Raw genomic sequence first — 13,887 nt, forward strand, 5'->3', positions numbered from 1 at the left:
AGGAGGGTCCCTTCAGTCTCGGGGCTTCAGTTGCAGATATCCGGCGCGCGCCTCGGCGACCGGCTCACCCGGATACGCGTACGTGTCCGCCATCGCGATCGGGAACTCCAGCCACTCCGGCACGTCCTCGCCCCGGTCCCGGGGCTCGGCCCAGGTCCAGTCGCCATGCCACGCCGCCGGGTGCGGCATGACGATCGAGTCCTCTTCGAGCCCTGATCCCGGTCCCGGCCCCCGCGCGAACGCCGCCTCGTCCTCCGACGTCGGCGGCCGGGCCACCGCGAGCAGCGGGTGGAGCCGGAACGATGCCCGGATCCGTGCCAGCGAGGCGTGGACGAAGTCCGCGTCCAGGGCGAGGCGGGCGACCGGCAGGATGTCGGTCGTGGCGTGCACGGCGGCGTGTGGGTCCATCAGGACGGTGAGGTGGTGCGTGACGGCGGCCTCGCCGGGGAGCGTGCCCGGCAGTGCCAGGCCGCTGCCGGTGCCGACCGGTTGCAGATAGGAGTGCGCGTCGGTCGGCTGCTCGGTGAACAAGGTCGTATAGCTGACCGCGCCGTCCGGGCCGGAGGCTGAGGCGAAGTAGCCGATCAGGCCGTCGGTCAGCCGCTCGGCCGAACCCAGCCGGACCGGCCACCGGTAGCCGTCGCGGCCCGGGTAGTCCTGGCCGGAGGCGGTGTCCACCGAGGCGGTTCCGGTGACCACGCCGTCCGAGGGCGGGATCGGTGCGGTGCTCCAGCCCGGGTCGGTCAGTGGCAGGCCCTGCAGGTCGATCGCCAGGTCGGCGGCGACCAGTGCCACCGGACTGCCGATGAGCCGGGACGGGACCGCGTCGTCCTGGGCCGACGGGTCCACGATGCCGTCCAGCGCCCCGTCGATCGTCTCCAGCAGCGCCGCGAACGCCAGGTGCGGCGAAGTCTGGCCGCGCAGCCCCGCGATGAAGCCGGCCAGGCGCGGGTAAGCGGCGGTGAACCCGGGCGACGCCGGGTCGGGGAAGGGCGAGTGGGGGAGCGGGTTCCACGCGATTTCCCGGGTGGTGTTGAGGCCCCGCATCTCGCCCAGCGGCGAGCCGTCCGATGCGTAGACCATCAGCGTCTCGTCCAGCCGGTTGGCCAGTAGCCACCCGGCGACCGGCGTGGCGGGCGTTCCGGCGTCCCGCGCCGTCGGGGCGGCGGGAGAGGAAGAGACGGTGCCGTCCAGGGCGGGCGCGGCGGCCAGCCGTACCCGTGCCGGCTGCAGCAGGCGTGGCGGCAGCTGGATGAACCGCCGCGCGCCGATCGGGTCCGGATACAGCGGTTTGCGCGCGTCGGGCAGGACGCTGAGAGCGCGGATGGGTGAGAAGCGCTCGTAATTGTTCTGTGCGCCGTTGGTGAGGTCCACGACCCGCCCGAAGCGGTCGATGATCCGCAGGTCGTAGAAGAAGAACTGCCCGGCGCGGACTGGCTGGAAGGTGTCGTCGGCGGGACCGGTGCCGCTGTGGCCGCTCGGTGCGGGCCATGAGGCCGCGTCGCCGAGCAGCGGTTCCAGGGCGGACGGGACCGGGATCCGGGACCGCAGCGGCCGGGCCACGCCGCTCCGCGTCAGCAGCCAGTCGTGGAATCCGTCCAGGGTCTGCGACAGCATGTCCAGGTCGGCTGCGTCTTCGCGGAGTTGGCGCACGCCCATCGCCTCGGCGTCCGGATACGTCTGCAGGTACCGGTCCAGCTGCCGTTCCACCGCGTAGCGCACGGTCGGTGCCAGAAAGGACCGGCCCCTGAAGATCCGCCGCAGTGACGACGAAGCGTCCTGGGCGGTCGATCCGGTGCCCTTCCACGTGTACGCGTTCCCGTCGAACTCCCAGTGCTCGGTGCCCTCGGTCCGGAACGGAGTGGGGACATACCGCACGTCCCACTGGAGATACATCGGCAGCCAAGGCTGCTTCCAGAACGCCGTGTACTGCGCCAGGCTCCCGGTGATGTTGAGGTCGGGGTGTGCGATCGCGTTGTGCAGGGCGGTCGGGCCGGGGGCGGCGGCCGGTGTCCACGCCGCCTTGTCCAGCAGCGCGAACTCCGCGAGCAGCGAGGCGATCAGTGGCGGGAACCCGTCGAGCCGCGGCGCCGGGGGGTTCGTCGGTACCTCCTCGAACGAGCTGCCGATCTTGAGCGAGCGCAGCAGGTCTCCGGCGAGCCGCACCGGCAGCGGCTCGTCGCGCGCCAGCGGCTCGGTGATGTTGGCGCCCTCGATGACGACGACCGGGTCGGCCGGTGTGTAGTAGTTCTCCGACATCTCGCGCTGGAGCGCCATCCCCTCCGGAACGTCGACGTCCGGCCGGGCGACGAACTCCGCGATCGCCGCTTCCAGTTCCTCGGGCGTATCGCCGCGCGGCAGGCCCTGCGCGAGCGCCGCCACCTTCTCGTACTGCGCCTTGGTGAGCTTGGCGATGGACGGCTTGCCGTCCGGGCTCGCCGCCGGGTCGAGCTGCGCGTCGGCGGCCGCGTCGAAACCCGGCGCGTGCGCACCCTCGCGCGTCGCCCGGTTCCGGAGGAACCACAGCGTCCAGGTCCGCCATTGCAGGCTCCGGAGCTTCGGCAGCTCGGTGTCGTAGGCGGCCTGCTGCGTGCCGAGCCGTACCAGCCACTGCGGATCGGTCGCCCGTGCGGCGCGGCGTGCGGCGGCGCTGCCCTCGGCGTCGTCGCCGAACCCGTCCCCGCGCCGCTCCACCAGCCGCCACGCGTAGCCGGCCTCGTGCCCCGCGAACCAGGTGCTGCGCAGCGCCTCGTCCAGCTCGTGGTCCCCGCCGGGGGAATCGAAGGAGTCGATGGTGCCGTGATAGAGGGCCGACAGCAGGTCCCCGGCCTCGGCCGAGCGGGTCTGGAGCGTGGTCAGTGCGGCGGCGGCGTCGCCGATGCTGTGCCCGACGGCGACCTTGAGGGGGTCGTTGACGGGGTCGGGCTTGTCCGACGGCGGCTGGTAGTTCCGCTGCCTCCAGGTGACGCCCAGCGCGGTGCCGGCATACAGCGTGTTGCGGAGAGCATCTGGGACAGTGCCGGGCAGAGCCCACCCGAGCGCTTCCAGCACGGCCTCGGGATCGGTGCGGTCCGGCGGCAGCAGGCCGGGGATGGTGAGCGCCCGCGCCAGGATGTCGGCGGGTTGCTCGGAGTACCAGCCGACGGCCAGGTAGGACAGCCGGTTGTCCGGCGGGTAGGTGTCGATCGTGCCGTCTTTGAGGTCTTCGAGGTCGTCGTGGAAGGAGAAGACGCCCTCGTGGTACGGCTCGTAGGCGGCGAAGGCCGGCAGTCCGGGCCCGACCGCGGTCAGGAACGGCTCGCGCCGCCCCGGATCGGTCCACGGCTCGTCCGTGACATCGGTGACCAGGCTGAGGAAGGTGGTCTGCGCCGACTCCGGATCCCGGAACCGCGGCACCTTCAGCTCGGCCAAGTCGTCCCGGTCGGGGTAGTCGCTCTCCAGGTAGTCGCTGTGCACGAGCCAGCCCTTGGCATGCACCGTGTTCCGGTCCGCCGGCGTCCGCTGTCCCCTGGGATCGAAGTACCGCACGATCAGCCACCGATTCGGCACCAGCGGGAACGATGTCACCTCGGTCTTCTCGTCGTAGTGCCCGGTGGCGAGTGCTTCGGGGAACTGCCACTGCAGACGGACCCCGAACGGCACCTGCTCCTCGGCGCCCTGCCCGGCCGGCGGTTCCGGCGGGGTGCCTTCCGCCAGCATCAGCTCGTAGTCCGTGCGCCAGCGGGAGAACGGCCCGCCGGCGGAGTTCACCATGTCGTTGGAGACCAGGGCGTGGAGCCGGATCGGGACGATCAGGTCGGTCGTGCCGCCCAACTCCGTGCCCGCGGCGGGTTCGATGGCTTCGGTCATCTCAGCGGCCTCCTTCACGAGTGCTGCCGGGCATCAGCAGCTGCTCCAGCGGCGCGTTGACGAGTTGCACGGCGAGCTGTGCCGGATGCAGGTCGGACAGCGAGTGCGCCTGCGCGAGCGGCTTGATCAAGCCATCGTCTCCTTCGAGGCGGAGGACGTCAGCGATGCCGCCTTCCTGCGGCGGGCGGAGATACTCGGAGAACACCGTGTCCGAGCCGGTGGGGGGATACTCGCCGGGCAACGTGGCGCCCAGCGGCGGGTCTTGGCCGGCCCTGAGCTGTCGGAGTCCGATCACCTCGCGTCCGGCGGAGTCGGTGTCGATGCCGAAGTGGATGCCCTCACTCGGTTCGCGGATGAGCACGTGGTCAGGGACGTCGTCATACAGGCACAGCAGAATGTCCGAGGCCACCGGCTCACGCCGGATCTCCGTCAGCTCCCGCGTCCCCTTCTTGGCGACGACGATCATGTCCGGCCACGCGGGCACCAGGTCCGAGCGCATCAGCAGCCCGGCCACCGGGTAGCCGGAGCGGTCCCCGGACCGCGTCGCGGTCCGCAGAGACCGGTCGCAGCGCTGGTCGAGGGAGGTGTGCACGGCCACGTCGCGAGCCCCGGCCAGCAGCGCGTCGAGCCACACCGGGTCGACGCGGAACAGGCGCAGCGACTCCTCGGGCAGCATCCGGAAGTCCGGCATCAGAGAGGAGAACGGCACCGAGCGCAGGGTCCTGAGTTCGGTGAGCCGGTCGGCCAGTGCCCCGGCCCGGTGGCTCGCGACCGACAGCAGTGCCGCGGCCCGGGAGTCGTCGTCGAGCGAGGCGCGGGCGTCGGCCCGGCTCAGCCGGGCGAGCGGAACGGGCCCGGGCACCGCCTCCTGTGGAAGCTGCGGCGCGCCGAGCGCGTCGGTCAGCGTCCGGCCGCCGCGGTTCGCGGCCAGGCGGGCCAGGGCACTGAGACCGAACCGGGTCCCGTCGGCCGACGAGACGTCGACCGCGGAGCGCACCGGGTCGTTCGCCACGGCCATCATCCGCACCGCCGTGTTCGCCAGCTCCCGCCGCGCCCGCGTCACCTCCTTCCCGTAGGACGGGTCGGCCAGCGCCACGGTCCGGCCGAGCGTCCAGGCGGCGGCATAGGAGACGTCGAAGACGCCATAGGTACGGTCGTAGACGAGAGCGAAGTCGGCGGTGGTGTGCGCGCTGGAGGTGTCCAACGCCGGGATCTCCTGCGCCGTCAACGGCGTGAAGGGCCCGCGATACCACGCGTAGGTGTGCTCGCCGGTGATCGGCCGGTGCGGCACCGGCACGTACCCCAGGTGCAGCCGCTCCAGCGCGTACGCCTCCGCCGCGCTCGGCGAGCCGGGGGCGTTCGCCGGACGCGGCATCCGCAGTGCCAGGTTCTCCGCATCGGTGTTGCCCGGCGCCACGAGGTTCGCCAGGATCCCGGGCGCGTCGAACGCCGCCGCCGGATCGTTCCGGAACGACCACGACCACAGTGACACCAGCCGGACACGTTCGACCTTTGGCGGCAGCTCGCCGTCCAGATGCTTGTCGAAGCCCTCCAACGACACCAGATGGACCGCGTAGTCGCCTTCGCCGCGCGGGAACCGGTTGGCGGTGACCACGCTGAATGTTCCCTTGATCAGGATCTCGCCGTCCGCCATCAGCTTCGGCTCGTCGACGTCGCGGACGTGCGCCAGGTAGTAGAGCTCTTGCCTGTGCGGCGCAACGGCCGTGAACACCGGCGCCGGGACGTCGATGGTCCGGCAGTTGCCCGCCGGCGCGGGCTCGTCGAGACCGGTCAGCGCCGGACCGAGCACCGTCTCATCGTCCTCGGCGAGCAGTTCCTCCACCGTCCGCTCCGTCGTCAGGGCCAAGCCCTCGGGGTCGTCGGGCAGTTCCCCGGCCCTGAACAGCATCAACGCCAGCCACGGCGCGCGCCGCTCCGCCCGTGACCACTTCGGCTCCCGCTCCCACGGCAGGTACGCGCGGGTGAGGGTGATGTGCGGCAGCACGAGCCCGAAGTCGCCGTCCGCACCGCGCGCCGGATAGACCGCCTGCACGGTCGCGCCATCGAGCATGAACTGCGGCGCGCGGATCTCGAACTCTTCGGTGGCGTGGGGCAGCGGATCGCTGCTGTCGACCGGGGTCGTGCCCTCCATGAGGGTGTGTTCGACCTCGATCGTGTACTTCCCGGCGGTCGCGGCCGGGCTCATGTGGTCGATGAAGGTGACGTCCAGCAGCTCTTGTGAGGCGCGGGTGCCGGCGGTGAAGGGTCGGGTGGCCACGGTGTCAGCTCGCCATCGTCGTCGGGAGCACCAGCGGTGCGTCGGTCAGGGTGGTCTGCGCGCGGGCCGCGTACGTGTCGAGCGCGCCGTCGGCCTGCGCGTAACCCCAGCGCCCCAACGCGTCGTGGACGGCTGTCCGTCTGGCCGTCACGCCGCTCGTGGCCAGGGTGTCGGCGATCAGACGCGGGCTGGCCGGGTCGGCGGCGGGGACCGGCCCGGTGGGGGCCGCCTCGCGCAGCGGCATCCGGCCTTCCGGCAGCGCCTCCACGCCGAGCGCCTCGGTGCTGATCGGCCCGATCTCGTCCCCGGCCGAGGGATCGGGGACCTCGATGCGCAGGCCGACGAGGTGGCCGGGGAGCAGGCCCTCGTCCAAGCCCGGCTCGCCCGGCGCGCCCCACAGCGCACTCGGCACGTCACGCCTGATCTGGGTGATCGTCCAGCCGTACTGCTGCCAGGAGAACTCGCTGTCGTTGCGTTTGATGGTGACCCGGTGTTCGGAGGTCAGGTCCCGCTTTCCCATGGGGCGGATGTCGACGGTTTCGCCGTCTTCACCGAACGAGACGTTGTTGACGTAGGTCTGCGACGCGGGCAGCGCCGAGGTGGTCTCCACGATGAACCCGGCGGCGGTGATGGCGGTCGGCGCGTGCGCGGTGGTGCGGGCCGCGAGCTCGGCGGGGTCGAGGTCCGGCAGCAGCCCGGCGAGCGGGGTGATGGCCAGCGGATCGGGCAGCTGTTGGCGGAACTCCCGCCAGTCCTGCGGCGGCAGCGCGGGCCGGGAGGCTCCGAACCCGAAGCTGAAGCTGACGAACCAGACCTTGACGCCGGCCCGGCCGCCCAGCGGCGGGGTCCACAGGTCGATGCCCACGCCCACTTCGATGGAGACCCGGACCTTCACGAACCAGACCTTGATCGTGAAGGCGACGCCGATGCGGACGCCGACGTTCACTTCCAGGTAGAAGGGGTTCCACTGGATCAGGGCGTCGACATACGCGGTGAACCAGGCGGACAGCAAGCCCTTCTCATAGCGGGCCTCCAAGCGGCCACCGGCCATGATCGCATTCGGGGTGAGCGCGGTGTACACCTGAGAACTGACACGGATGTTGTTGTCCGGCGACCAGATGAAGCCCATGCGGGCCGGCTGCGGATAGTGCGCGGGGACCTTGTAGGAAGGGTGGTACCCGCCGGCGGTGATGGCGAAATCACCCCGGCTCGGACCGCCGGTCCAGACGTAGACGGCGATGCCGCCGGTCAGACGCGCGGACTCGTGGAAGAGGAACGAGCCGTCGGCGACGGCGATATCCATCGACAGCAGACCCTCGCGGCCCTCGTAGCCGAGCCGGAGGTCGATGTTGAGCCGGGCCTGGACCTTGCGGCCTGGCCGGGCGTTCTTGGGGAACGTCACCGTGGTGCGGCCCAGCAGCATCACGGCCAGCTCGTTGCCGAACGCGACCACGGCCAGGGCACGGGACTGGATGAACTTGAACGAGGTGAACTGGACGCCGACCGCGCCCCAGTAGCTGCCGGACACCGGCCGCACCCACGCATCCGGGCCCATCAGCAGCTCCAGGATCTCCTGCGGCGACGGCGACCCGGAGCCGGTCAGGCGTCGGACGAGCGGGAACTCTCCGACCTCGTCGACCGCCGGCAGCCGCACGTCACTGTTGACACCGAAGCCGCCGGACAGCCCGGTGACGGTGAACGCCGGCGGTCCGAACAGGGCCACGTCGCCGACACCGCCGGCCTCGCCGAACAGGAAGACCGAGGACCAGCCGTCACGGCTGCGGGCGTAGGTGCCCAGCGCAGCCATGGCGAAGAACGTCCCCTCGACCGCGGCCGAGCCACCGAGCAGCACGGCAAAGCCGGGGTCGGGCCGGTTCTCGAACGCGCCGGCGATGCTGAGCGGTGGCTTGTCCATGCGCAGGGCCGCTCCGGACAGCACCGGCCGGGCCTCGGGCGCGGCGAAGTCGGCGTCGACGGCGATGCCCAGGCCCAGCAAGGCGAACTCGACCGGGCCGACCCGGAGGGTCGCGTCGAAGGCGAGGAAAACACGCTGATCGGTGTAGCCGACGGCGATCCGCTTCAGGCGCAGTGGGCCGATGGCGAGATCGAGGTCGCGGCCGGCGTCGAACGACTGGGTCCGTCGGGCGGGGAGGTTGCCGCCGCCCCGGCGGTTCCAGATCTCCAGGACCAGGGGCGGCTGCTCGTCCCCGCCGAAGGTATAGGCAAGGGTCAAGCAGAGCCCTGCGATGGGGGCTTGCTCAGGGAAAGCGGGCATCACGGCGGAAACTACGCCGTCCGGGGCCACCGGGACCGGGGCTTCCAGGCCGGTCGGGAACGCCACCGTGTCGACCCGCCCGTATGCCGCCGCGCTGAACTCGCCCACTTCCGCCAGCAGTTGGTTCGCCGCTACGGCGACTGCTCCGTCCCAGCCCGCCGAGGTGAGTGCGAATCCGACGCCTTCCATCGCCACGTCGCGGTCCGCCGGGATCAGGTCCCCGACCATCGGCAGCTGCGTGGCCGCGGCGCGGAGCCCCAACCGGGCCGCCACGCCGAACGCACGGTCCACCGACGCGAACGCCCACGACGTGAATCCGGCCGCCGCCGCGAGTGCCGCTCGCCGGGCACCGGGCTCGTACCACAGCGTCAGGGAGTCCAGCCGGGGCAGCAGCGCGGCCGGAGTGCCGGCCGGGCCGCTGAGCCCCAGTGCCGACAGCAGGTCCAGGCCCTCGACCGGCTCGTTGCCGGCGTCCCACCGCGCCGCCAGCCACTTCCCGGCCTCGTCCCGCGCAGCCTGCACGGTGAAGCTCATCGTCCGGGTCGGCAGCGTCAGCTCCAGCGTCCCGGAGACGGCCGTCTCGCCGCTGCTCAAGGCGATCCGCAGCTCCAGTGCCGCACTCTTCTCGCCCAGGACGACGGTGCTGTGCAGCACCACGGTGACGTTCGCCTGGTCATCGAACTCGACGAGCAGCTCTTCGATGGCCAGGTCCGCGACGAACGCCGGTGGGGCGATCCCCACTGCGGCGAACACGTCCGCGGGCCGGATGCCGGATCCCTGAGCCTGGAACGACCAGCCGACGCCCGTCCAGGCTCCGGTGACGTCCAGTGTTCCCGTATCGCCGATCCGCCACTGCGCGCTCACCTCGCCCGCGGTCTCGCCGCCGAAGTTCGAGACGGTCAGCGTCACACCGGTCAGCTCGATCCGGTCACCGCCGACGCGCCAGGCGTTCCGCAACGTGGCGGAAAAGCTGTAGCCGCGGGCCGGCGACGGGTTCAGGTCGCCTTCAACTGTCAGCGCGCTGACCATCGCGTCGGCGGGGACACCCATCCCCGGCGGCAGCGAGGCGGTCAGCGCGGCCAGCGGGAAAGGCTCGGTGAGCGTCCCGCTCAGAGCCTTGCCCGGGTAGCCGACGTGCACCTCCACGAGCACGTCGGCCCCCAGCCGCACCCGCCCACCGACACCGACCACCAGCACCGGGGACCCGCTCAGCGGATTCTCGACCTGGAACTGCGCAGCCAGGTCCTCGATCCTCAGCACGCCGGGGATCGCATCCCACTCGGTCCCGAGCGAGACCGTCATGCTCGCGTCCAGCCAGTCGTACTCCACGGCTTGCCCACGCGAGTACCGCGCGGTCTGCCGCGGTACGAACGCGATTGCCAGCCCGGTCAAGGCGAGCGCGACGGCACCGGGCACATCCGGCGGCAGCTGGAAGTCACCGGGCCGCAGGTTCGCGAAGTCCAGCAGGTCGTCCAGGCTCTCCAGCGGCACGTCAGGGAACGTGCCGGTGACGAACCACTGCCGGCCCGAGCCCAGCGGCACGTATCCCCACACGTAGGGCTTCGGATCGGCCCCGGAGTCCGGGAAGTTCAGGTCCACCCCGAACCCGAGCCGGCCCTGCGCCCCGCCGCCGGCTTTCGGCTCGGCCCCGAACACCACATGCAGTGCGCCGAGCCCGACGCGTTCCAGAGCGGCCGGGATCTCCTTCACCTCGTCCGGCAGCCCCTCGCCCTCGGGTAGCCGAACGTCCACCCGCACTCCGGCAACGTACGCCCACGCTTCGTCCGGCAGGAAGCACACGGTGGCTGCGGAGGTCACCCGCGAGGCCAGCCGGATCGTGCCGGCCACGGACAGCCGTTCCACGTCCGCGGCGACGTCGCTGACGAGGTCGATCACACCGTCCGGAAGGAAGCGCCGGAAGAGATCGAGGACGTCCGGGATGCCGAGGTCGACCGGCCCGACCTGGAATGAGCCCTCGCCCTGGGCGATCTCCAGGGCCTTGCGAAGATCGCTGACGGAAAGCGGCATGACTGCATCAATCCCTTGTCATGGCAGATAGCAGGGATCACCGTGGAGTGATGGAGTGTGATCGAAAGATGACCGTGCGATCCTGGAACCTAGCGCCGCTCTTTCGATGAGAGGGCGCCAATCTCCCAGCATGGCGCAAAAGCGTCGTTGGCGGTCTGTAGCGCGAGATATCACGCGCGTCCACCGGGTCGACGGCCGAGCGGGTCCCTCTATGAGAGCTGCGATTCTCCCCGCATGACCGGCAGGGGCCTATCTTCGCTGAGCTGTACAAACTCTCCCAGGACCGGTGGGAAATCCGGCTACGGTGATCGAACTGTCGGCCCTGGCGCTGCCTTTCCCTGTGGGACGGCGCCGGGGCCGATATGGCATCCGGGGCTTTCACTCGTCCCCGTCGTCATCGTCATCGAGCTCGGCGGTGGCCGGGTCGCGCAGCGGGCGCAGGTTCCGGCGCGAGGTGGAGGGGGCGAAGCTGTAGCGGCCCAGGACGTTGAGGCTCTTGAACTTCAACGGGGAGAGGCGGGTGACATCCTCATCGCTGATCTCGTGGCCCTCGGCACGCAGCTGGGCGACCGCGGCGTCGAGTACTTCGTCGTCCAGAGCGCAACTGCGTTCAAAACCAGCCCGAACGACCCGAGTTGATCTTCCATGCCATCCCGGTATGCCAGGTGGATCGTGCCGTGCTTGCCGTGGCAGATGTCCCGGGCAAGGGTGTGGCGGGGCTCCCGGACGCTGAGCTGCTTGCCCATCTGCCGCCGGTAGGTGTCATCGACCGGGTCGACGACCTGGAGCAGGTGCAGGGTCTTGGCGATGCGCCCGCATTCGGCGAACGCCTGCCCCAACGGGGCCGGCTTGCCCGCGCGGCCGAACATCCGCAGCAGGTCCCGGTCCTCACAACGGAGGGCCGCGTCACGCTGATCGACGGGCTGCTGGCCGCCGCCGTCCTCCTCGGCCTCCTCCTCAACACTGTCCTCGGCTGGTGGTGGGCCGACCCGGGGGCCGGCTACCCACTGGTCTGCTGCACAATCCGCGAAGTACGGGAGATCTTCTCCTCCGAATATCGAACACCGAACACCGAACGCCGAACGCCGAACGCCGAACACCGACCGGCGGCCTGAACGTCGCGCTGACTCTCTTGCCCCTGGTGACAACTCCCTTAAAGGAAGGTCTTCCTTGGGTTCGGTTTTCCGAGGGTTCTTCGGCGGGAAATCGGGTGCCCAGTGATGTCATAGGCTCCGGATTGAAGCTTCACTTTGTGGGGGATCTCGCGGATCGAAGAGTTGACTTACGGTGAGTGGTGGGGTTGGTCGGACGCGGTGCATGCGTTGGAGGCCGGGCGGTTCCTCTGAGCCGCCGACGACTGGGTTCGAGGTGGTGTACGTGGCCCTTGACGGGTCGGAGTTGCGACGCCCTTTGGCGGACCCGATGGCGGTGCGGTTCGAGGACGTTGTGCCGGTACGGAGTTAGTCCCGTACCGGGGGCAGCGGAACCTGCCGGGCGTGTGGCGGTCCTCCACGTGTCACTTTCTCCACCCTGGGCTGCCGCTTGCAGTCCCGCCACCGGGCGCACTGCGCATACGGCGAAGGCCCCGGCGGCGCCGCCGGGGCCTTCGGACGTTATGCCGAGCGGCGCTTTCGGACGCCATTTGTCAGATCGGAATAGGTTTCACCGTTTCGACTGAAGGAGATTTCCCTGCCACCGCGGAAATGGGATGCTCCTCTTCATGGCAGTCACACACCGCTCAGGGCCCAGAGCAAGTCAGCAAGCGGGTAAGCCCGCCTTCTGGAACTTGTGGTACCCCGACCAGCCGGTCGTGCAGGCGAACACCTTCAACCGGTTCGAAGTCGCCCTCGTCAATTTCAGTGACAATGGCACCCGTATCGAAGTCTCCGAGCACAAGTCTGCGTTCAATCTCGACCGGTCCGACGGGATTTCGCATTCGTGGGACGTGACGGTGCAGGTGACGGCGGGTGCGGCCGACTTTATCTTCAACTCAATCCAGGTCGACTAATGAAAGGCTGGCGCTGATGCGCGTCCACGTAGCCTACGAGCGGGACGGCAGTATCGTCGCGCTCGCGGAAATCGAAGAGAATCCGACCGGCGGTGTCGCCTGCCGGCCTCTCCCCGGAGACGGCCAGACCGTGGCCGAGGCAGACGTGCCCGGGGAATTCACCGACCTTCCCCTGTCCCAGCTGCTCAGTAGTCTCCGCGTGTCAGAGGGGTCGGAGGGCGTGCTGCTCATCGCCACATAGTGCGTGAAAGGATGAACAGCCCCCGACCCGGTAACACTGTTGGGAAAGGGCGCTGATCTTGCGTCCCGCCGCTCTTTAGGTGGCGGGACGCAGTGTTTCAATGCGCGAAGTGTAGGGATGGCCTTGTGGGATTGGTCTTCGCGAGTTGGGTTGTCAGCTGCTCCACACGCGCGGGACACGGACGACGGCCGGTCAACGCGCTCACAGCGCGGCCTGAGGACTCATTGCGGCCCCATCCCGGGGTTGAATCGTGACTTACTGGTCGATTCGGAATGTGGTGCGCAGTCGTCTCAAGCCGATGATGGAGCAGGCGAGTTCGAGAAGTCCCTGGTGGAGGAATGCACGTATCTCGTAGCGGGTACGCAGCTCCTCACCCGCCACGTCCGGTCCTTCGCGACCGTGCTCACCGGCCGCGAAGGTGAGCGTCTGCCGGACTGGCTCGACGCCGTCCGGCAGGACGACCTGCCCAGCTTCCACACTCTGGCCGCCGGCATCGGCCGAGACCGCAACGCCGTCATCGCCGGACTCACCCTGCACTGGAACTCCGGAGCCGTCGAACGCCATGTCAACCGGATCAAGATGCTCAAAGCGCCAGATGTTCGGCCGGGCAGTCTCCGCCCTCCTGCGGAGACGAGTCCTACTCGCACCATGACGGGAATATCTGTTTCATAGGCCGAGCCGGACCGGCTGGGATGGAACACCGGAGGTGAGCAGTGCCCTCAAAGGAGTCGCGAGATCGCGCGGTGAAAACAGGTCGGCACCGGAGTAGGACGCGATCTCACACAGGTGCCACCACTTCAGGCCGCTGATGTTCTCTGCGGCAAGCTGGTCGTCGGACAACGTCCTGCCCGGTGTGAATGTGGCAGTGCGTACGAGGAAGTAGTCGTTGATGACGCCGTCGTAGCCCGCGGCATGTCCAGGGGCCACGACCTTCTGGTGCCAGACGTGCGGCGGATCGGTGATGACGGCAAGACCGACCTCTTCCAGCAGTTCGCGACGCAGCGCGGCAAGCGGTGTCTCGTCCGGCTCGATCCCTCCGCCGGGAGCTGCCCACACCACCGTTCCTGCGGGCTCTGGAACAGCGAACCGGCAGAGAAGAATGCGCTCGTCTTCGTCGAGGATGATCGCGCGGACTGAATGACGCAGGTTCACAGACGGCATTCGGACACGCTAGCTGCCCGCGACAAGTCCGGTGCGATCGAAGAGTC

6 protein-coding genes and 2 pseudogenes are annotated in these 13,887 nt (G+C 69.7%); 3 read left to right on the plus strand and 5 right to left on the minus strand.

The genetic code is table 11. The features are described from left to right. Nucleotides 1–12: 12 nt before the first annotated feature. From IH09_RS21165 to IH09_RS37600, 4 genes and pseudogenes are all read right to left on the minus strand, one after another. The gene (locus IH09_RS21165; protein ID WP_052858689.1) at nucleotides 13–3,849 is read right to left on the minus strand and encodes a hypothetical protein; all 3,837 of its coding nucleotides are present in this window, start codon (nucleotides 3,847–3,849) and stop codon (nucleotides 13–15) included. A gap of 1 nt (nucleotide 3,850) precedes the next feature. Further along, nucleotides 3,851–6,127, minus strand: a complete 2,277-nt coding sequence (locus IH09_RS21170; protein ID WP_052858692.1) for a hypothetical protein — start codon at nucleotides 6,125–6,127, stop codon at nucleotides 3,851–3,853. Between the two features lie 4 nt (nucleotides 6,128–6,131). Next, a complete protein-coding gene (locus tag IH09_RS21175; protein WP_052858694.1) occupies nucleotides 6,132–10,430 on the minus strand; it encodes a DUF6603 domain-containing protein in 4,299 nt (1,432 codons plus the stop codon). Nucleotides 10,431–10,808: 378 nt separating this feature from the next. Beyond that, a pseudogene (locus tag IH09_RS37600) lies at nucleotides 10,809–11,311 on the minus strand (Tn3 family transposase); the annotation flags it as partial. Nucleotides 11,312–12,150: 839 nt separating this feature from the next. Here IH09_RS37600 and IH09_RS21185 point away from each other — a divergent pair. The 3 genes and pseudogenes from IH09_RS21185 to IH09_RS40860 form a co-directional block, all read left to right on the plus strand. Then, the gene (locus tag IH09_RS21185; protein ID WP_190233360.1) at nucleotides 12,151–12,438 is read left to right on the plus strand and encodes a hypothetical protein; all 288 of its coding nucleotides are present in this window, start codon (nucleotides 12,151–12,153) and stop codon (nucleotides 12,436–12,438) included. Between the two features lie 16 nt (nucleotides 12,439–12,454). After that, nucleotides 12,455–12,679 carry a hypothetical protein gene (locus IH09_RS21190; protein WP_052858698.1) on the plus strand — a complete coding sequence of 75 codons (225 nt, stop codon included), beginning with the start codon at nucleotides 12,455–12,457 and terminating at the stop codon, nucleotides 12,677–12,679. Nucleotides 12,680–13,048: 369 nt separating this feature from the next. Then, nucleotides 13,049–13,331: pseudogene (locus IH09_RS40860) on the plus strand (ISL3 family transposase); the annotation flags it as partial. A gap of 14 nt (nucleotides 13,332–13,345) precedes the next feature. On the opposite strand, the gene IH09_RS37615 reads toward IH09_RS40860, so the two are convergent. Further along, a complete protein-coding gene (locus tag IH09_RS37615) occupies nucleotides 13,346–13,840 on the minus strand; it encodes an NUDIX hydrolase (RefSeq protein ID WP_110952473.1) in 495 nt (164 codons plus the stop codon). Nucleotides 13,841–13,887 lie beyond the last annotated feature (47 nt).

It is taken from the genome of Streptomyces celluloflavus, from assembly GCA_000720995.1.
Classification (GTDB): domain Bacteria; phylum Actinomycetota; class Actinomycetes; order Streptomycetales; family Streptomycetaceae; genus Streptomyces; species Streptomyces celluloflavus.